The organism is Cronobacter turicensis (assembly GCF_041222865.1).
Taxonomy (GTDB): Bacteria; Pseudomonadota; Gammaproteobacteria; order Enterobacterales; family Enterobacteriaceae; genus Cronobacter; species Cronobacter turicensis.
On the sequence record NZ_CP165997.1, the window covers coordinates 228,788 to 246,990 of the forward strand.

18 protein-coding genes are annotated in these 18,203 nt (G+C 58.7%); 10 read left to right on the top strand and 8 right to left on the bottom strand.

Annotated features, from left to right (window positions below; translation table 11 throughout):
• Window positions 1-285: 285 nt before the first annotated feature.
• Window positions 286-1,350 (bottom strand): AI-2E family transporter, encoded by a 1,065-nt coding sequence (locus AB8W27_RS01065; protein WP_015742816.1) that lies wholly within the window; start codon window positions 1,348-1,350, stop codon window positions 286-288.
• A 147-nt stretch (window positions 1,351-1,497) separates the two neighbouring features.
• Here AB8W27_RS01065 and AB8W27_RS01070 point away from each other — a divergent pair, with 147 nt between their 5' ends.
• Window positions 1,498-2,688 carry an MFS transporter gene (locus AB8W27_RS01070; protein ID WP_015742815.1) on the top strand — a complete coding sequence of 397 codons (1,191 nt, stop codon included), beginning with the start codon at window positions 1,498-1,500 and terminating at the stop codon, window positions 2,686-2,688.
• A gap of 38 nt (window positions 2,689-2,726) precedes the next feature.
• Here AB8W27_RS01070 and AB8W27_RS01075 read toward each other — a convergent pair whose 3' ends face one another.
• Window positions 2,727-3,284, bottom strand: a complete 558-nt coding sequence (locus AB8W27_RS01075) for a DcrB family lipoprotein (protein ID WP_015742814.1) — start codon at window positions 3,282-3,284, stop codon at window positions 2,727-2,729.
• A gap of 73 nt (window positions 3,285-3,357) precedes the next feature.
• Window positions 3,358-4,023: a 7-cyano-7-deazaguanine/7-aminomethyl-7-deazaguanine transporter gene (locus tag AB8W27_RS01080; protein WP_015742813.1), complete on the bottom strand. Its 666-nt coding sequence runs from the start codon at window positions 4,021-4,023 to the stop codon at window positions 3,358-3,360.
• Window positions 4,024-4,227: 204 nt separating this feature from the next.
• Here AB8W27_RS01080 and tusA point away from each other — a divergent pair, with 204 nt between their 5' ends.
• From tusA to AB8W27_RS01100, 4 genes are all read left to right on the top strand, one after another.
• Window positions 4,228-4,473 (top strand): sulfurtransferase TusA, encoded by a 246-nt coding sequence (gene tusA / locus AB8W27_RS01085; protein WP_015742812.1) that lies wholly within the window; start codon window positions 4,228-4,230, stop codon window positions 4,471-4,473.
• A gap of 187 nt (window positions 4,474-4,660) precedes the next feature.
• Window positions 4,661-5,644: a TRAP transporter substrate-binding protein gene (locus AB8W27_RS01090; RefSeq protein ID WP_015742811.1), complete on the top strand. Its 984-nt coding sequence runs from the start codon at window positions 4,661-4,663 to the stop codon at window positions 5,642-5,644.
• A gap of 48 nt (window positions 5,645-5,692) precedes the next feature.
• Window positions 5,693-6,202: a TRAP transporter small permease gene (locus AB8W27_RS01095; RefSeq protein ID WP_015742810.1), complete on the top strand. Its 510-nt coding sequence runs from the start codon at window positions 5,693-5,695 to the stop codon at window positions 6,200-6,202.
• A gap of 11 nt (window positions 6,203-6,213) precedes the next feature.
• Window positions 6,214-7,500, top strand: coding sequence for a TRAP transporter large permease (locus tag AB8W27_RS01100; RefSeq protein WP_015742809.1), 1,287 nt, complete (start codon window positions 6,214-6,216; stop codon window positions 7,498-7,500).
• A 117-nt stretch (window positions 7,501-7,617) separates the two neighbouring features.
• On the opposite strand, the gene zntA is transcribed toward AB8W27_RS01100, so the two are convergent.
• Window positions 7,618-9,831 carry a Zn(II)/Cd(II)/Pb(II) translocating P-type ATPase ZntA gene (zntA, locus tag AB8W27_RS01105; RefSeq protein WP_041924021.1) on the bottom strand — a complete coding sequence of 738 codons (2,214 nt, stop codon included), beginning with the start codon at window positions 9,829-9,831 and terminating at the stop codon, window positions 7,618-7,620.
• 101 nt (window positions 9,832-9,932) lie between these two features.
• Window positions 9,933-10,559, bottom strand: a complete 627-nt coding sequence (locus AB8W27_RS01110) for a lysoplasmalogenase (protein ID WP_015742807.1) — start codon at window positions 10,557-10,559, stop codon at window positions 9,933-9,935.
• A 140-nt stretch (window positions 10,560-10,699) separates the two neighbouring features.
• On the opposite strand from AB8W27_RS01110, the gene AB8W27_RS01115 reads away from it, so the two are divergent.
• A complete protein-coding gene (locus tag AB8W27_RS01115; RefSeq protein WP_015742806.1) occupies window positions 10,700-11,065 on the top strand; it encodes a DUF2500 domain-containing protein in 366 nt (121 codons plus the stop codon).
• A gap of 57 nt (window positions 11,066-11,122) precedes the next feature.
• Here the strand turns inward: AB8W27_RS01115 and AB8W27_RS01120 are convergent, their stop codons facing one another.
• Complete coding sequence (locus AB8W27_RS01120; RefSeq protein ID WP_015742805.1) at window positions 11,123-11,392, bottom strand: DUF1145 family protein; 270 nt, start codon at window positions 11,390-11,392, stop codon at window positions 11,123-11,125.
• Complete coding sequence (rsmD, locus tag AB8W27_RS01125; RefSeq protein ID WP_038858699.1) at window positions 11,382-11,978, bottom strand: 16S rRNA (guanine(966)-N(2))-methyltransferase; 597 nt, start codon at window positions 11,976-11,978, stop codon at window positions 11,382-11,384. Before rsmD ends, AB8W27_RS01120 begins: the two co-directional genes overlap by 11 nt.
• A gap of 190 nt (window positions 11,979-12,168) precedes the next feature.
• Between rsmD and ftsY the strand changes: the two genes are divergently transcribed.
• The 4 genes from ftsY (at window position 12,169) to rpoH (ending at window position 16,592) form a co-directional block, all read left to right on the top strand.
• Window positions 12,169-13,752 (top strand): signal recognition particle-docking protein FtsY, encoded by a 1,584-nt coding sequence (gene ftsY, locus AB8W27_RS01130; RefSeq protein ID WP_041924020.1) that lies wholly within the window; start codon window positions 12,169-12,171, stop codon window positions 13,750-13,752.
• Window positions 13,753-13,754: 2 nt separating this feature from the next.
• Complete coding sequence (gene ftsE / locus AB8W27_RS01135) at window positions 13,755-14,423, top strand: cell division ATP-binding protein FtsE (RefSeq protein WP_015742802.1); 669 nt, start codon at window positions 13,755-13,757, stop codon at window positions 14,421-14,423.
• The gene (gene ftsX / locus AB8W27_RS01140) at window positions 14,416-15,471 is read left to right on the top strand and encodes a permease-like cell division protein FtsX (protein ID WP_207552692.1); all 1,056 of its coding nucleotides are present in this window, start codon (window positions 14,416-14,418) and stop codon (window positions 15,469-15,471) included. Before ftsE ends, ftsX begins: the two co-directional genes overlap by 8 nt.
• A gap of 263 nt (window positions 15,472-15,734) precedes the next feature.
• Window positions 15,735-16,592 carry an RNA polymerase sigma factor RpoH gene (rpoH, locus tag AB8W27_RS01145; RefSeq protein WP_004384844.1) on the top strand — a complete coding sequence of 286 codons (858 nt, stop codon included), beginning with the start codon at window positions 15,735-15,737 and terminating at the stop codon, window positions 16,590-16,592.
• 48 nt (window positions 16,593-16,640) lie between these two features.
• Here the strand turns inward: rpoH and AB8W27_RS01150 are convergent, their stop codons facing one another.
• Window positions 16,641-18,134 carry a PLP-dependent aminotransferase family protein gene (locus AB8W27_RS01150; RefSeq protein WP_071820330.1) on the bottom strand — a complete coding sequence of 498 codons (1,494 nt, stop codon included), beginning with the start codon at window positions 18,132-18,134 and terminating at the stop codon, window positions 16,641-16,643.
• Between the last annotated feature and the right edge of the window lie 69 nt (window positions 18,135-18,203).

Consider the following 18,203-nt stretch of genomic DNA (forward strand, 5'->3'; position numbering starts at 1 on the left):
AGTTTTTTAAGTCGCTGTTTTTTATAAGGTAGATGAGGTGTTTGTACTGCGGAAGGGAAATGCTGACGGGGACGGCATTTAAAAACTCATTGATTGTTCAAGAAAATAATAACTATAAAAAACATTTGTGAAACAATTGAAACTAATGCATCTGAATGTATTTGAATATGAAATGTAATTCACCGAAATAATTTACAGACGCTACACAAAATTAGCACATGAAAAAGCGGGCGCTATTTTGCCCGCTCGCAATCCAGTCATACCTTCTCTGATAAGTCAGCCGTACTACCCAGGTAGCCGGGTTTTCGGGCGGCCGGGGCCAAGAAGGACGGCGATTTTGCTGCCGCCGTGCGTGGTTTCCATCCAGATTTTACAGACGCTGGTGAGCGGCACCGAAAGCAGCATGCCGACCGGCCCGAGTAACCATCCCCAGAACAGCAGAGAGAGGAACACCACCATCGTGGACATCCCGAGACGGTGGCCCATCATACGCGGCTCCACGATATTCCCCAGGATCATATGCACCAGCAGGAACAACACCCCCACCATGACGACTTCATACACGCCATTGAACAGCAGCGCCTGGATCATGGGCGGTATTGCCGAGAGCACCGCGCCGATGTTGGGAATGTAATTGAGCAGAAAACCAAGCACGCCCCACATCAGCGCGAACTGGATGTCGAGCAACGTCAGGCCGAGCCAGATGATCACGCCGGTCCAGAGGCTGATGAGCGTTTTTAACGCCAGATAGTGGCTGACGCCTTTTAAGGCGCGATGCAGCCCGGCGATGTGCAGTTGCGGGTTAGAGAGCGCGAAGCGCAGCTTATAAGGCACGTGGCGCACTTCAAACAGCATGAAGACGACGGTCATCACCAGCAGTACGGCGCTGGCCATCGCGCCGGAGAGCTGCGTCATCAGCGTGGTGGCGAAGGTGACCATCTTGTCGGAATCCATGCGCTGTAGCATACGCTCCGGCGAAAGATGCAGGTGCATGAAGGGCACCATTTCCTGAAGATGCAGGAGTTTTCGCGTCAGTTCCTTATTATATTTCGGCATTAACGCGATAAATTCATTGAATGACGCCGCCAGTACGCCCAGCAGCAACGTCAGGCCTATCAGCATCACAAACACGACGATAGTTATCGCGACAGGGCGGCGAAAGCCCCGGCGCATAAACCAGGTCACCAGAGGGTTAAGCACTATAGCCAGAAACAGCGCCAGCAGCAGCGGCACAATCACATCTGCCGCGGCGTGAATGCCAGCCAGAATAATGACCAGCGCCGCCAGCTTTTGCAGCATATGCAGGCCGACTTTATCTTGTTGGGGTTGGGGTCGTTGTGGACCAATCATAACCAATTCCTTTTATGAGGGCTTTCTTAGTGTAGTGTGGAACCGGCATTGCGCCGCAGGGAGGAAGTCTGAAACGCGGGCGTTTCCGTTGAAGGAAATTTCAGGTTTATACTGACGCTACCGCTGTTGCCAAAAAAGTGAAATGTCATGCCGGATGTCTGCGCCGAACCCGCGTTAAGCGGCCTGCGGCTGAACCTGAAAATCGTCTCCATTGTTATCTTCAACTTCGCTACCTTTCTGACTATCGGTCTGCCGCTCGCGGTACTGCCGGGCTATGTCCATGATGTGATGGGATTTAGCCCGTTCTGGGCGGGGCTGGTTATCAGCCTTCAGTATATCGCCACGCTGATAAGTCGTCCTCATGCCGGGCGTTACGCCGATCTCTGGGGACCGAAAACGGTGGTCATTGTCGGCATGTTCGGCTGTCTGCTGAGCGGCGCGAGCTATTTTCTGGCGTGGTGGAGCGGCGGCTTGCCGCTGGCGTCGCTGGCGCTGCTGTGTCTCGGGCGTGTGGTGCTGGGCTTCGGACAGAGCTGCGCGGGCACCGGCTCGACGCTCTGGGGCGTCGGCGTGGTCGGTTCGACGCATATCGGCAAAGTGATCTCCTGGAACGGCGTCGTCACCTACGGCGCGATGGCCGTGGGCGCGCCGCTTGGGGCGCTGCTGTACCGGCTGGGCGGCCTGCCGCTGGTGGCGGGCGTTATTATGGGCGTGGCGCTGCTCGGGATTGTATTGGCGCTGCCGCGCCCGGCAGTGAAGGCGAGTAAGGGCAAACCGCTGCCGTTTCGCGCGGTGCTCGGCAAGGTCTGGCCGTTCGGCATGGCCCTGGCGCTCACCACCTCCGGCTTTGGGGTGATCGCCACGTTTATCACGCTGTTCTATCAGGCCAAAGGCTGGGACGGCGCGGCCTTCGCCCTGACACTTTTCAGCGGCGCGTTTGTCGGCACGCGCTTGTTATTCCCGAATGCGATTAATCGGCTGGGCGGCATTAACGTGACGCTACTCTGCGGCGTGGTGGAAACGCTTGGGCTGCTGCTGGTTGGGCTGGCGGTGGATCCGTGGATGGCGAAAGTGGGGACGTTTCTCGCAGGCGCCGGGTTCTCGCTGGTGTTCCCGGCGCTCGGCGTCGTGGCCGTGAAAGCGGTGCCCCAGAGCAATCAGGGCGCGGCGCTTGCCACCTATACGCTGTTTATGGATCTGTCGCTCGGGATAACCGGGCCGGCGGCAGGCGTGCTGATGGCCTGGGCGGGCGTACCGGCGATTTATCTGGCGGCGGCGGGGCTGGTGTTGCTCGCCATTCTGTTAAGCGCGCAGTTAAAAAAACGGCCCGCCCCGTAAAGGGCAGGCCGCTGTTGTAAGCGCGTTTTTACCGCGGATTACTTCACTACGATGGTGTTGATGATGTTCTCTGCAGTGCTCTGCGCCTGCTGCTGGTTATCGGCAGGCAGCGTGATTTGCAGGGTCAGCAGTTTGTCATCAACATTGCCCAGCACCACGGAGGAGTAAGCGGTCTGGCCTTTGGCGGAGATGATGGTATCGAGCTGCTGCATCTTCTGGCCTTTGATTTCAATCGCTTTATTGGTCACGACCTGCAGTTGCGGGTCGCGGGCGCGCTGCTGATCTTCCAGACGCTTCGCCAGCACTTCCAGCGATTCCTGGCTTTTCTCGCCGACGATGACGATCACGGCTTTCTGGCCGGTCTGGTCAGAGTAGACATGCATGTTGTTCGCCTGGGTGCCCACTTTACCACTCTGATCGGTCATATCCGCCGGCAGGGAGAAGCTCAGTTTACCGTCCAGCAGGCTGACCGGCTGGCCGGAGGCTTCGCTCTGTGAGGCACCGGCGCTTGCCGGCGCGTTGCTGTCTTTGTTGTCGCAGGCGGCAAGCCCCATCACCAGCAGGCCAATACCGACATATTTCACCAGATTGCGCATTCACTTATTCCTTTACAAGAGACGGTCAACACGACCCATCTCTGCATCTTAACACAAGAAATTCCGCGAACCTTTACCCGCGCTGTAGCACGCGGAAATCGGATTTATCCGCCAGCTTTTTCAACAGCATATTCAGCAGCACGCCATACATCGGCAGGAAGAATACCAGGCTGATAAGCACCTTAAAGGTGTAATCCACCAGCGCGATTTCCATCCAGTGTTCGGCCATGAACGGGTCCGGGCTGCGCCAGAACGCGATAAAGAAGAATGACAGCGTGTCGCTGACGTTGCCGAGCAGCAAGGACGCGCCCGGCGCCAGCCACCAGCGCGGGCTCTGACGCAGGCGATTAAAGACATGCACGTCGAGGATCTGCCCCAGCGCATAGGCCATAAAGCTGGCGGTCGCGATGCGCGCGACGAACAGATTAAAGTGCGACAGCGCGCCAAACCCTTGCCAGCTCCCCATATAAAACAGCGAGGAGATCACATAGGAGACCAGCAGCGCAGGCACCATCACCGCGAAAATAATGCGACGAGCCAGCGGCGCGCCAAAAATGCGCACGGTCAGATCGGTGGCGAGGAAAATAAACGGAAAGCTAAACGCGCCCCAGGTGGTGTGAAAACCAAAGATGGAGACCGGCAGCTGCACCAGATAGTTACTGGAGGTGATCACCAGCAAATGAAACAACGAAAGCCAGACGAGCGCGTGGCGGCGCTGACCAGACGTAAAGGGAGTCATATTGTGACCTTTTTGTTAGTTGGGGTGAGGGAACCCAGTTCATCTTCATGCTAAGGCAGACGCGGCGCGTTTGCGCAAAGCCGCCGCATGATACTGCTTTGTATCGTCAATGCAATGGTTAATTTTAACGCAATCGTTCACATGAGTTGCGTCACGTAAAACGGGGGGTAAACTAAGGCGGTTTTTCACAACCCCGAGAGAAGCATGACCGATCTGTTCGCCAACCCTGACCATACCCTGGACGCCCTCGGGCTGCGCTGCCCTGAGCCGATAATGATGGTGCGTAAAACCGTGCGCCAGATGCAGCCTGGCGAAACGCTGCTGATCGTGGCCGATGACCCGGCGACGACGCGCGATATCCCTGGTTTCTGCCGCTTTATGGAGCATGAGCTGGTGGCCTCGCAAACCGAAACGCTGCCGTATCGCTATTTGCTGCGTAAAAATCAGTAATTCCTGCCGTAAGCCGCCGTCATGCGGCTTTCTGAACTCACGTCACATTCTTTTTAAACCCTTGTTTCAGAGTTGCTGCTTTTGTGAGGCGCTTCACCCCGGCTTTACAGGACGTCGTCTAGTTTATAACCGACAAATCAAAACACCGTTTTATAACTAGCCTGTCCTTATCCTCTGGAGCGACCCGATGAAAAAGCGATTTATCCCGGCGTTTGCCGGTTTTTGCCTGTCCACCGCGTCACTGCTGTTTGCGCCCGCTCTGCATGCGCAAGTGATTAAAGCGGCCGATGTTCACCCGCAGGGGTATCCGAATGTCGTGGCCGTGCAAAATATGGGTGAGAAGTTAAAACAACAAACCAACGGCGAGCTGGAAATTAAAACCTTTCCGGGCGGCGTGCTGGGCGATGAGAAGCAGATGATCGAACAGGCGCAGATGGGCGCTATCGACATGATCCGCGTTTCGATGGCGCCAGTCGCGGCGATTTTGCCGGAGATCGAAGTTTTTACGCTGCCGTACGTGTTTCGTGATGAAGACCATATGCATAAGGTCATTGATGGCGATATCGGCAAGCAAATCGGCGATAAACTCACCAGCAACCCGAAATCGCGGCTGGTCTTTTTAGGCTGGATGGACTCTGGCACCCGCAACTTAATCACCAAAAACCCGGTCGTGAAGCCGGACGATCTGAAGGGCATGAAAATTCGCGTACAGGGGAGTCCTGTCGCCATCGGCACGCTGAAAGCGATGGGCGCGAACGCCGTGGCGATGGGCGTGAGCGAAGTCTACAGCGGCCTGCAAACCGGCGTTATCGACGGCGCTGAAAACAACCCGCCGACCTATATCGCCCATAACTACCTGCCGGTCGCGAAGCATTACACCCTGAGCGGCCACTTTATCATTCCCGAAATGCTGCTCTACTCGAAAGTGAAGTGGGACAAGCTCAAGCCCGAGCAGCAACAGAAAATCCTGACGCTCGCCCGCGAGGCGCAGATGGAACAGCGTGAGCTGTGGAATGCCTATAACAAGCAGGCGCTCGACAAAATGAAAGCGGGCGGCGTGCAGTTCCACGACATCGATAAGGCGTATTTCGTTAACGCGACCGCCCCGGTGCGCGACCAGTATGGCGCGAAGCATCAGGACCTGATGAAAGCCATCGCCGACGTCAAATAATCGCTTACGCCGGGCTGGCCCCGGCGTCTCATCCTCTGCGGAGTCTTTATGTCCCGATTCTTTCTGGTCTGGATGGATCGCCTGTACCTGCTCGCCATGATGGTGGCCGGGTTCGCGCTGTTGATCATGACGATCGTGATCCCGATAGGGATTTTCTCGCGTTACGTGCTTAACCGGGGGGAATCCTGGCCTGAGCCGGTCGCCATTATCTGCATGGTGACGTTTACCTTTATCGGCGCGGCGGTGGGCTACCGCGCGGGCTCGCACATCGCGGTAAACATGCTGACCGATCGCCTGCCGCCGTTTGCGCAGCGGGTCTGCGCGCGCGTGGTCGATCTGCTGATGCTGGTCATCTCGCTGGTGATGTTTTACTACAGCGCCCTGTTGTGTATGGAGCTGTGGGAGCAGCCCGTCGCGGAATTTCCGGTACTGACCTCCGGAGAAAGCTATCTCCCGCTGCCCATCGGCTCGGCGGTGATGATTTTGTTTGTAATCGAGCGGCTGCTGTGGGGCTCTCAGGAGAACCGTCCGGTCGTGCTCATTGGCAACCATAGCTGACGGAGAACACCATGGACGCATTTATCTTACTGGCCACGCTGGCCGTGCTACTGGCGTTGGGGATGCCGGTCGCTTTCGCGGTGGGCCTGAGCGCCATCGTGGGCGCGCTCTGGATAGATCTGCCGCTGGAGGCGTTAATGATCCAGATAACCAGCGGCGTCAACAAATTCACGCTGCTGGCGATCCCGTTTTTTATCCTGGCGGGCGCGATTATGGCCGAAGGCGGCATCGCCCGGCGGCTGGTTAACTTCGCCTATCTGTTCGTGGGCTTTATCCGCGGCGGGCTGTCTTTGGTCAATATTGTCGCCTCGACGTTTTTCGGCGCGATTTCCGGCTCGTCGGTGGCGGATACCGCGTCCATCGGCAGCGTGATGATCCCGGAGATGGAAAAAAAGGGATACCCGCGCGAATACGCCGCAGCGGTCACGGCGAGCGGCTCGGTGCAGGCGATTCTTATCCCGCCCAGCCATAACTCGGTTATCTATTCGCTGGCGGCGGGCGGCACCGTGTCTATCGCGACGCTGTTTATCGCGGGGGTTTTACCAGGACTGCTGCTGGGGATGAGCCTGATGGTGCTTTGCATCGTCTTCGCCCGGCGGCGCGGCTATCCGAAAGGCGAGCGGATCCCGCTGAAGCAGGCGCTGAAAATTTTCATCGATGCGCTGTGGGGGCTTATCACGGTCGTGATTATCCTGGGCGGCATTCTCACCGGCGTGTTTACGGCGACGGAGTCGGCGGCGGTCGCCTGCCTGTGGGCGTTTTTCGTGACGATGTTTATTTACCGCGATTACAAATGGAATGAGCTGCCGAAGCTGATGTTCCGCACCGTGAAAACGGTGACGATCGTGATGATCCTCATTGGGTTTGCCGCAGCGTTTGGCGCGGTGATGACCTATATGCAACTGCCGACGCGCATTACGGAATTCTTTACGACGCTGTCGGATAACAAATACGTCATCCTGATGTATCTCAACGTTATGCTGCTGATGATTGGCACGCTGATGGACATGGCGCCAATCATTTTGATCCTGACGCCGGTATTGCTGCCGGTCACCAATCAGCTCGGCATCGATCCTGTGCATTTCGGGATGATCATGATGGTGAACCTCGGGATCGGGCTGATTACGCCGCCGGTGGGCTCGGTGCTGTTTGTGGCGAGCGCCGTAAGTAAGCAGAATATCGAAAGCGTGGTGCGCGCCATGCTGCCGTTTTATGGGGTGTTGCTTGTCGTGCTGGCGATGGTGACCTACATTCCGGCCATTTCGCTCTGGCTGCCGCGGATATTAGGGATGATGTAAATGCGGTGGCGGGGAAGGCTTTTGTGATGGCGGGTGCGCTGCGCTTACCCGCCCTACGAGTATTCCGGCCGCTGTAATGTAGGGTGGGTAAGCGGAGCGCACCCACCGTGTCCTCCATCAGCCGCGCTTACGCAACAGCCTTAACGCATTGGCGGTCACCAGCACCGTCGCGCCCGTATCGGCCAGCACGGCCAGCCACAGACCGGTCAACCCAAGCAGCGTTGTCACCAGAAAAACGGCCTTTAACCCCAGCGCAATCGTAATGTTCTGGCGAATATTGCGGTGCGTAGCGCGGGCAAGCGCGATCATCTCCGGCAGCGCCGCCAGCCGGTTGTGCGTCAGCGCCGCATCGGCGGCTTCCAGCGCGACGTCGGTGCCGCTGCCCATCGCAATACCGATGGTCGCGGCTTTCATCGCCGGCGCGTCGTTGATGCCGTCGCCCACCACCGCCAGCGGCGCGCGGGCGTTAAGCTCATTGACCGCCGTCACCTTATCCGCAGGCAGCAGCCCGGCGCGATAGTCCATACCCAACTCCCCGGCAATCGCGGCCGCGGCGCGTGGATTATCACCGGTCAGCATGACACTCCCCACGCCCAGCGCCCGGAGTTTCTCCACCGCATCGCGCGCGTCGGCGCGTTGCGTATCGCGCAGCGCCAGCGTGCCGAGAAGCTGATCGCTGGCGGTCACCACGATCACTGTCTGGCCTTGCGCCTCCTGCTCCCGAATACGCGCCTGCCAGTGTGGCGGTAGCGCAATAGTCACTTTATCCGGCGCGCTGATACGAAGCAGGCGGCCTTCCACCTGCGCTTCAACCCCGGCGCCCGCCAGCGTGCGTTGCGCACCGGCGCGCAGCGTCGCCACGCCGCGCGCATTCGCCTCGCGCACCACCGCCTGGGCCAGCGGATGCGTGCTGCCCTGCTCAACGGCCGCGGCGTACGCCAGCAGCGCGTCGGCCTCCAGCCCGTCGACTGGATCGATTGCCGTCACCTGCGGCGTGCCCGCCGTCAGCGTGCCGGTTTTATCGAAAGCAATCTGCTCAACGCGCCCCAGCGCCTCCAGCGCGGCGCCGCCTTTAATCAGCGCGCCGAAACGCGTGGCGGCCGCAAGGCCCGATGTGATTGCTGCAGGTGTGGAAATCACCAGCGCGCACGGACAGCCAATCAGCAGCAGCGCCAGCGCTTTGTAGATCCACGGCAGCCAGGGAGCGGCAAACAGCAGCGGCGGGATAAGCGCCGTCAGCAGCGCCGCCGCCATAATGACGGGGGTATAAACACGGCTGAAGCGATCGATAAAACGCTCAATCGGCGCGCGTTTTGATTCCGCCTCTTCAATCAGATGCAGAATACGGTCAATGGCGCTGTCGCCGGGGCGTGAGGTCACCTCCAGCGACACCAGACGATCCACGCTGGTGGCGCCTGCCGGGACTTTTTCACCCGGCTGGCGCTCAACCGGCAGCGATTCGCCGGTCAGCGCGCTCTCATCGAAACTTGCCGCTGCGGCGAGCAGCTTGCCATCGGCCGGCAGCCTGCCGCCCGCGGCCACTTCAATCACATCGCCGGGCTGAAGTGCGCTTATCGCGACGGTTTCACGCGCGTCGCCGCGCAGGCGCGCCGCCGTTTCGGGGCGTAACGCCACCAGCGCGCTGACGCCGCTGCGCGCGCGGTTCGCCGCCCATCCTTCCAGCCGTTCGCCCACCAAAAAGAGCAGCAGTACCATCGCCGCCTCTTCGCTGGCGCCGATAATCAGCGCGCCGATGGCCGCCACGCTCATCAGCGTTTCAATGGCGAACGGGTTACCGCTGCGGATAAGACGCCAGGCCTGACGGGCGACCGGAAACAGCCCGACCAGCGTGGTGAGAGTAAACGCGATGCGTCCCGCCAGCGGATGGAACTGCTCCAGCGCCCAGCTCAGCGCCATAAAGACGGCGATAACGATAATCGGCAGGTTATCCCGCAAGCCTGACGTTGCCGCCGGAGCAGGCGCATGGGCGTCGCGCAGCGTATAACCGGCGGCGCGTACCGCCTCTTCAATGGCCTCGCGCTGTGAGGCGGGCGCGTCCACCACCAGTTTTTCGGTTGCGAACAGCACCTGGACCTGACGAACTTCGGGGACCTGGCGCACAGCATTTTCCACTTTGCGGGCGCAGGCGGCGCAGTCCATACCGGCGACCTGCCAGCTCAGCGCGCCTGTTGTTTCTATCGCAGGCGACGTTTCGCCGTCGCCGCTTTCGCAGCAGGGTGCTGCGCTGATGGCAGGCTTTTGCGGCGCAGGCGTCAGCGTCATTTTCGCGAATTGCGGCGTGGCGTGGGGCTTTTCAGAAGGGGTGCGCATGGCGTCCTCCGGTAATGATAATTTTCTCATTAACGGAGCTTACACTCTGGAGTCGACTCCAGAGTCAAGAAAATTGTGGGCGGAATTTCACCGCCCGTGGTTTAAAGGTACAGCGAGCGGACAATCATAAAGTGGCCCGCGAAATAGCAGGCGGCGGCGATGGCGCTGTCTGCGGTGAAGCGCTTACGGTAGTGGCTGCCGAGCCAGACGATCGCATTGAGCAACAACAGCACGGCCCCGACGAAGCCGGAGAAGCTGGTGTCTATCGGGCGGAAGAAATAGAGCTCCCCCGCGAGCCAGACCATCACCAGCGTCATGCCGATATAGGTGCAAATCGGCCAGCGTAGATCGCCAAGGCGGGTCCAGATGGTCGCGATCAGCGCCGCGCCTATCACCAGCAGCGCCAGCGGCAGCGGCCAGAAAAAGGAGAGCGTCATCTGGCTGGCGAACCAGACGGTATAGAGCAGGTGCGACAGGAAAAACGCCCCGAAGGCGTACAGCAACTGCTGGCGCGGCAGCAGCATGAGCGCGTCGCCTGCCAGCGTCGCCACCAGGCCCGCCAGCACCAGATAGCCCGTCGGGCTCGCGAGCGGCGCCTGCCAGCCCAGCAAGAGTAACAGCAGCAGCGTTAATGGCTTAAACAGCCACCGTTGCCAGGTCGCGCCGCGGTAAGACGCATCGACATACAGCCAACCGGATAAAAAGACAGCAATAAACGACCAAAGCATGATAAGTCCCTGATTCAGTTATTGTAACGTACGCACGCAGCGCACGGCCCTTGATTTCAGTCTAGTGGTCAGACGGGCGGGATGACAACGCCTGGCGCTGCGGGGTATTCTTAAAAAGAGATAAGCCGCCGGGATCTGTCATGAGTAAGCCACCACTTTTTTTCATTATTATCATTGCGTTAATCGTTGCGGCCGCCTCATTTCGCTATGTGCAGCAGCGGCGCGAGAAAACAGAAAATGACGCGGCCCCGGTCACGCAGCAAAACGTGGTGGTGGCCAGCAAGCGGGAAAAACCGGTTAACGGACGGCGTTCGCGTGAGCAACAGGTGGCGCCGCCTGCGCAAACCGTGCGGTATGAGGCGACGTTTCGCCCACAAGACGGTGGGGCGGAGATGCGGTTTCGGCTGGATGAGGCCCATTATCACCAGCTGACGGTCGGCGACCAGGGCCAGCTGGTGTATCAGGGAACGCGGTTTCTGGAGTTTGTCCCCGCGCCCGCGCGTTAACCTGGCATGGCGGGTGCGCGTCGCTTACCCGCCCTACAAAAATGACTTGTCCGCGCGTTAACGCGGCTTCTTCTGCTTTTTCTGCCAGGCGATCAGTTCAAATACGCCGAAGATAAAAATACGCGCCTGCTGAAAGCGGCTTAACGGCGGGGCGTCTTTGGGTTGCGTGGCGCGCAGCAGCGATAATTGCAGAATATGCATGATTATCATGAAAAATAGCGCCACGTTAACGAAAATATTCAGCGGGCGCGGGAACGGCTGGATCAGGTTCAGTACCAGAAAGCCCCACACGCCCAGCATCAGCAGGCGCCCCAGATTAATCAGCATTTTGCTCTCCTTGTGATTCGCGCAGATAAAGCCGGTACGCCACCTGCCCCGCCACTTTTTCGCGGTGCAGTTGCCAGCTGGCAGGCACCGGCGGCAGGCCATTTTCCACTTCGCTTTCAACGTATATCAGCGCCTGCGGCGCCAGCCAGCCGCGCGTCTCCAGCAGGTTCAGCGTCTCTTCCAGCAGCCCTTTGCGAAACGGCGGGTCGACAAACACGATGTCGTGCGGCTCGCCATTCTGGCTCAGAAAATTGAGTGTGTTAGTGTTCACTACCTTGGCAGCGCTGGATTTGAGCGTAGCAAGGTTTTTCTGAAGCTGCTGCGCGACGCCGCGCTCCATCTCCAGAAGCGTGGCGTCGGCGGCGTAGCGGGAGAGCGCCTCCAGGCCCAGCGCGCCGCTGCCGGCGAAGCAATCCAGGCAGCGCGCGCCGACCAGATACGGCGCCAGCCAGTTAAATAAGGTTTCGCGCACGCGGTCGGTGGTGGGGCGCAGGCCGGGGCTGTCCGGCACCGGCAGCTTCCTGCCGCGCCACTGTCCGCCAATAATGCGGATCTGGCCGCTACCCGAGGAGGTTGGTTTCTTCATTATGCTCACACGCTTTTCTGTTCAGGCTGCTATTCTAGCGGCGCAAACGGGCGGGCGAAACCTCCGTGCGGCGGTATGCCGCCCCGGCGGGAAAGTGGTAGACTAACTTATTCATTCGCAATTTTTTTCAGTACCCTGAGCCAGACGACGGGACTGCGCCATGTATTAACCGCGAGGAGTGCATTCGCCAATGGCAAAAGAGAAGAAACGTGGCTTTTTTTCCTGGCTGGGTTTTGGCCAGAAAGAGCAGGCAGAAACTGAAGCCGAACAACAAAAAGTAACAGAACAACCCGCGGCGACAGAAGAGCGCGTTGAGCCTGACTCGCAGACAGCGGCTGATGAGGCCCCCCATTCCCTGGCGGAGTCTGAAAAATTCGCCGATGAGGTGGTAGCCGTCAGCGAAAGCGTGGTGCATGAAGAGCAGCAGGCTACGCAGCCGGAAACCATTGAGACGCCGGTTCAGCCAGAGCCCGCGCTGAACACGGAGCCGGAAGCCGTAAACCCGCCGGTTGCACAAGCTGAAGAGTGGTTGCCGGAGCAGGAAGAAAACCGCACGCCGGTAACGCTTGCGCCGGGGTCTGTCGCTGAGCCTCAGCCCGAAACGGTCGCGGAAACGATCGTCGAAGAAGACGTCATCGAAGACGCGGCTGTTATTGAAGCGCCCGTTGTTGAAGAGGCGGCGGTAGCGCCTGCGGCGGCGGACGCCCCGCACGATGAAGACGAGATTGCAGAAGACGCGCCGATTAGCGAAGAAGAGCTGGCTGCGCTGGCGGCTGATCCGGAAGCTGCGCTGGAAGTCGAGCCGGAAGCCTCAGAAGACGTCGCGCCGGTGGTGGAGCAGGAGAAGCCGACCAAAGAAGGTTTCTTCGCGCGTCTTAAACGCAGCCTACTGAAAACAAAAGAAAATCTCGGTTCCGGATTTATCAGTCTGTTCCGCGGCAAAAAAATCGACGACGATCTGTTCGAGGAGCTCGAAGAGCAGTTGCTGATTGCCGACGTGGGCGTGGATACCACCCGTAAAATCATCGCCAACCTCACCGAAGGCGCGAGCCGTAAGCAGTTGCGCGATGCCGAGGCGCTCTACGGCCTTCTTAAAGAAGAGATGGGCGATATCCTCGCTAAAGTGGACGAGCCGCTGAGTGTCGAAGGAAATACGCCGTTTGTTATCCTGATGGTCGGCGTCAACGGCGTGGGTAAAACCACCACCATCGGCAAGCTGGCGCGTCAGTTCGAGCAGCAGGGTAAATCGGTGATGCTGGCGGCGGGCGATACCTTCCGCGCAGCCGCGGTTGAGCAGCTCCAGGTCTGGGGCCAACGCAATAACATTCCGGTTATCGCGCAGCATACCGGCGCGGATTCCGCCTCCGTCATTTTCGACGCCATCCAGGCGGCGAAAGCGCGCGGCGTGGACGTGCTGATTGCCGATACCGCCGGGCGTTTGCAGAATAAATCGCACCTGATGGAAGAGCTGAAAAAAATCGTTCGCGTGATGAAAAAGCTCGACGAGAACGCGCCGCATGAAGTGATGCTGACTATCGACGCCAGCACCGGGCAGAACGCCGTCAGCCAGGCGAAGCTGTTCCACGAGGCGGTAGGGCTCACTGGCATTACGCTCACCAAGCTGGATGGCACCGCGAAAGGCGGCGTGATCTTCTCGGTGGCCGATCAGTTTGGCATTCCGATTCGCTACATTGGTGTGGGCGAACGTATTGAAGATTTGCGTCCGTTTAACGCGGGCGACTTTATTGAGGCACTTTTTGCCCGAGAGGATTAACCATGATTCGCTTTGAACATGTCAGCAAAGCCTATCTCGGTGGGAGACAAGCGCTGCAGGGGGTGACTTTCCACCTGCGCCCTGGCGAGATGTCATTTCTTACCGGCCACTCCGGCGCCGGTAAGAGTACGCTGCTGAAGCTGATTTGCGGTATCGAACGGCCGAGCGCCGGGAAAATCTGGTTCGGCGGTCACGATATCAGCCGCCTGAAAAACCGCGAAGTGCCGTTTCTGCGTCGTCAGATCGGCATGATTTTCCAGGATCACCATCTGCTGATGGACAGAACGGTCTACGATAATGTGGCGATCCCGCTGATCATCGCGGGCGCCAGCGGCGAAGATATTCGCCGTCGCGTATCGGCGGCGCTGGATAAAGTGGGGCTGCTGGACAAAGCGAAAAATTTCCCGATTCAGCTCTCCGGCGGTGAACAGCAGCGTGTGGGCATCGCCCGCGCGGTGGTCAATAAACCTGCCGTATTGCTGGCGGATGAACCGACGGGCAACCTGGATGACGCCCTCTCGGAAGGCATTCTGCGTCTTTTCGAAGAGTTTAACCGCGTCGGGGTGACCGTATTAATGGCGACGCACGACACCGGGCTTATTTCACGGCGCAGCTACCCGGTGCTCACCCTGAGCGAAGGGCATTTGCATGGAGGCCGTGTTGGTGAATAAACGTGATGCGCTGAATGAAATCCGGCGCTTTAGCAACAAACTGGATAATTTCCGTAAACAGCGTTCTTCCGGTGAAACAGGACGGCCTGTGCAGAAGCGAAATAAAGGCTCCAACGTCAAAGGCAAATCGCGGCAGGGCGGCATCAATGAACAGGTGCGTTACGCCTGGCAGGGCGCGCTTGCCGATCTGAAAAGCAAACCGCTCGCTACGTTTTTAACGGTGATGGTGATTGCCATTTCGCTGACGCTGCCGAGCGTCTGCTACATGGTGTATAAGAACGTCAGCGAGGCCGCGACGCAGTATTATCCGTCGCCGCAGATAACGGTCTATCTCGACAAGACGCTTGATGACAGCGCCGCGCAACAGGTGGTGGGTCAGCTTCAGGCCGAGCCGGGCGTGGCGAAGGTCAATTACCTGTCGCGCGACGAGGCGCTCGGTGAATTCCGCAACTGGTCGGGCTTTGGCGGCGCGCTGGATATGCTGGAAGAAAACCCGCTGCCAGCCGTGGTGGTGGTCGAGCCGAAGCTTGATTTCCAGAGCAGCGAGGCGCTCAATACGCTGCGCGACCGCGTGGCGAAACTTCAGGGCGTTGACGAAGTGCGTATGGATGACAGCTGGTTCGCGCGGCTTTCGGCGCTCACCGGGCTGGTCGGGCGCGTGGCGGCGATGATTGGCGTGCTGATGGTGGCGGCCGTGTTCCTGGTTATCGGCAACAGCGTGCGCCTGAGCATTTTCGCGCGCCGCGACACCATCAACGTGCAGAAACTCATTGGCGCGACGGATGGTTTCATCCTGCGACCGTTCCTTTACGGCGGCGCGCTGCTCGGGTTTACGGGCGCATTACTTTCACTGATTCTGTCAGAAATCCTGGTGATGCGGTTATCCGCCGCGGTGACGGATGTCGCGAAAGTGTTCGGAACTACATTTGAAATCAGCGGGTTATCTTTCGATGAGTGCCTGTTGCTGCTGTTGGTCTGTTCCATGATCGGTTGGGCGGCCGCCTGGCTTGCCACCGTGCAACATTTACGTCACTTTACCCCCGAATAAAAAATATTTGTTATAATCATCCCCTGCTACGAGTTCCCGGCAGCAGGGGATGCGTACCGATGAACTTCTGCTTCTCCTGCCCACGCTTTTTCATAGCAATGTCACATTTTGTGCGTAATTTATTCACAAGCCTACAGGGAACTTGTGGATAAAATCACGGTCTGATAAAAGAGTGGCTGATATTCTCGTTGCTCAAACACACTGGCCCGTTTGTTGCCTGACCAGGGACGAACGCCAGTTCGATGTCGATTGAGAGGATTTGAATGACCAAAGAAATGCAAACTTTAGCTTTAGCCCCGGTCGGTAACCTGGATTCCTATATCCGGGCGGCCAACGCCTGGCCGATGTTGTCGGCAGACGAAGAGCGGGCACTGGCTGAAAAGCTGCATTACCAGGGCGATCTGGAAGCAGCGAAAAAGCTGATCCTGTCTCACCTGCGTTTTGTTGTTCATATCGCTCGTAACTATGCGGGCTATGGCCTGCCGCAGGCGGACCTGATCCAGGAAGGCAATATCGGCCTGATGAAAGCGGTACGTCGCTTCAACCCGGAAGTGGGCGTGCGTCTGGTTTCCTTCGCCGTGCACTGGATCAAAGCTGAAATTCACGAATATGTGCTGCGTAACTGGCGCATCGTGAAAGTCGCCACCACCAAAGCGCAGCGTAAGCTGTTCTTTAACCTGCGTAAAACCAAGCAGCGTCTGGGCTGGTTTAACCAGGATGAAGTGGAAATGGTGGCCCGCGAGCTGGGCGTTTCCAGCAAAGATGTGCGTGAAATGGAATCACGTATGGCCGCGCAGGACATGACTTTTGACATGTCCCCGGATGACGACGCGGGTGACAGCCAGCCGATGGCTCCGGTGCTGTTCCTTCAGGATAAATCTTCTAACTTTGCCGATGGCATTGAAGATGACAACTGGGAAGAACACGCCGCCGACAAACTGACCGACGCCATGCAGGGTCTCGACGAGCGCAGCCAGCAGATCATTCGCGCGCGTTGGCTGGATGAAGACAATAAAAGCACGTTGCAGGAACTGGCCAATCGCTACGGCGTCTCTGCCGAACGCGTGCGTCAGCTTGAAAAAAACGCGATGAAAAAACTGCGTGCCGCGATAGAAGCGTAAGTCACGTTAGTCTGATGACACACCCCGCCTTAAGCGGGGTGTTTTGTTTTATGCGCGGCGCGAAAGCGCGGGGTAAGCCGCCTCGATACATGTCAGCAGCGCTTTAAACGCACCCTCCATTTTCTCCTCCGCCACACAGGCGAATCCCATCAGCAGGCCGCGACGCCGGTTCTCCGTCAGGTAATAGCGCGACAGCGGGCGCACCAGAATGTCGCGCGCGTTGGCAAGACGGGCAATCTCCACGTCGTCCGCGTCATCGGGCAGATTCAGCACCAGATGCAGCCCGGCGTTATCGCTGAAATCCGACAGCGCCTCCGGCCCCAGATAGCGCGTTATCAGCGCCGTCAGAAACGCCCGACGGCGGCCATACAGCAGCCGCATCCGGCGGATATGTGCGCTGTAATGCCCGGCCTCGATAAACTCCGCCAGCGCTGCCTGGATAATCGAATGGCCGCCGCGATAAAGCTCAGCATGCGCGGTTTTCATCTCCTGCGCCAGCGCGCGCGGCAGCACCACATAGCCGATACGCAGGCCCGGATAGAGCGTTTTGCTGAAGGTGCCGATGTAAATCACCGGCGGGTCCGCCACCAGCCCCTGCAACGCCGGAATAGGCTGGCCGGAAAAGCGAAATTCACTGTCGTAGTCGTCTTCCACAATCCAGCTGCCGGTCTGGCGCGCCAGCGTTAACAGGCGCTGGCGACGCTCAAGGCTCATGACCGCGCCCAGCGGATACTGGTGCGACGGCGTGACGAAAATCAGCCGCGGCGGCGTCTCCTGGCCCTCCGGCGGCACCATGCCGGCGCGGTCGACCGTCACCGGCGTAATGTTCACCTCATTCATCTGCAACACATGGCGGATGCCCCAGTACGACGGCTCTTCCACCCACGCCGTATCACCGCGATCGCACAACATGCGCGCCACCAGATCGATCGCCTGATGAATACCTTCGGTGATCAGCACCTGATCCGCCGTGCAGTGAACCGAACGCGACACCCGCAGATAATCCACCAGCGCGCGCTGTAACTCCGGGGTGCCGCCCTGACAGCTGTAGGTGAGGCGCTGCGGGCTGGGGCGGCGGCTGATCCGCGCCTGAATTTTGCTGAACAGCTGGTGCGGAAACGCATGTACATCCGGTACGCCGGGGATAAACGCGCCCCACTGTTTCGGGCTGGCGCTGACCTGCCCAAGCAGCGTTTTGCCGCGTGATGAGAACTCCGCGTGCGCAACGCGATCGTGCTGCCCCTGGGCCACCGGCGGCGCAGATAACAGGCTGTCCGGCAGCATTCTGGCAACGAACGTTCCGCTACCGGCGCGAGACGTCACATATCCTTCTGCAAGTAATTGTTCATAAACTGTTAACACGGTGTTGCGAGAAAGGCCAAGCTGTTGCGCGAGATCCCGCGAGGCGGGCAGACGGCTTTGCGCAGGCAGGCTGCCGTCGAGAATAGTCAGGCGCAGCGCGTTATAGAGCCGCTTATGCAGGCGTTCGTCGCGCTGTTCGCCGAGGCGAAGCAATAAGAGATCGGACACTAAAGAATGCAATTGGATCCCTCATTTATTCAAAACTGGTACTCGATTATAGGGCCATAGGTTGGGTAAATAAACGTCACT

What these genes read in the sequence shown, in the direction of transcription:
- AB8W27_RS01090 (WP_015742811.1), top strand. Translation starts at nt 4,661, where the DNA reads ATGAAAAAGCGATTTATCCCGGCGTTTGCCGGTTTTTGCCTGTCCACC.
- AB8W27_RS01100 (WP_015742809.1), top strand. Translation starts at nt 6,214, where the DNA reads ATGGACGCATTTATCTTACTGGCCACGCTGGCCGTGCTACTGGCGTTG.
- ftsE (WP_015742802.1), top strand. Translation starts at nt 13,755, where the DNA reads ATGATTCGCTTTGAACATGTCAGCAAAGCCTATCTCGGTGGGAGACAA.
- AB8W27_RS01120 (WP_015742805.1), bottom strand. Translation starts at nt 11,392, where the DNA reads ATGCTGATTAATCTGGGGCGCCTGCTGATGCTGGGCGTGTGGGGCTTT.
- AB8W27_RS01075 (WP_015742814.1), bottom strand. Translation starts at nt 3,284, where the DNA reads ATGCGCAATCTGGTGAAATATGTCGGTATTGGCCTGCTGGTGATGGGG.
- AB8W27_RS01115 (WP_015742806.1), top strand. Translation starts at nt 10,700, where the DNA reads ATGAGTAAGCCACCACTTTTTTTCATTATTATCATTGCGTTAATCGTT.
- AB8W27_RS01095 (WP_015742810.1), top strand. Translation starts at nt 5,693, where the DNA reads ATGTCCCGATTCTTTCTGGTCTGGATGGATCGCCTGTACCTGCTCGCC.
- AB8W27_RS01070 (WP_015742815.1), top strand. Translation starts at nt 1,498, where the DNA reads ATGCCGGATGTCTGCGCCGAACCCGCGTTAAGCGGCCTGCGGCTGAAC.
- ftsY (WP_041924020.1), top strand. Translation starts at nt 12,169, where the DNA reads ATGGCAAAAGAGAAGAAACGTGGCTTTTTTTCCTGGCTGGGTTTTGGC.
- rsmD (WP_038858699.1), bottom strand. Translation starts at nt 11,978, where the DNA reads ATGAAGAAACCAACCTCCTCGGGTAGCGGCCAGATCCGCATTATTGGC.
- zntA (WP_041924021.1), bottom strand. Translation starts at nt 9,831, where the DNA reads ATGCGCACCCCTTCTGAAAAGCCCCACGCCACGCCGCAATTCGCGAAA.
- rpoH (WP_004384844.1), top strand. Translation starts at nt 15,735, where the DNA reads ATGACCAAAGAAATGCAAACTTTAGCTTTAGCCCCGGTCGGTAACCTG.
- AB8W27_RS01065 (WP_015742816.1), bottom strand. Translation starts at nt 1,350, where the DNA reads ATGATTGGTCCACAACGACCCCAACCCCAACAAGATAAAGTCGGCCTG.
- AB8W27_RS01080 (WP_015742813.1), bottom strand. Translation starts at nt 4,023, where the DNA reads ATGACTCCCTTTACGTCTGGTCAGCGCCGCCACGCGCTCGTCTGGCTT.
- tusA (WP_015742812.1), top strand. Translation starts at nt 4,228, where the DNA reads ATGACCGATCTGTTCGCCAACCCTGACCATACCCTGGACGCCCTCGGG.
- AB8W27_RS01110 (WP_015742807.1), bottom strand. Translation starts at nt 10,559, where the DNA reads ATGCTTTGGTCGTTTATTGCTGTCTTTTTATCCGGTTGGCTGTATGTC.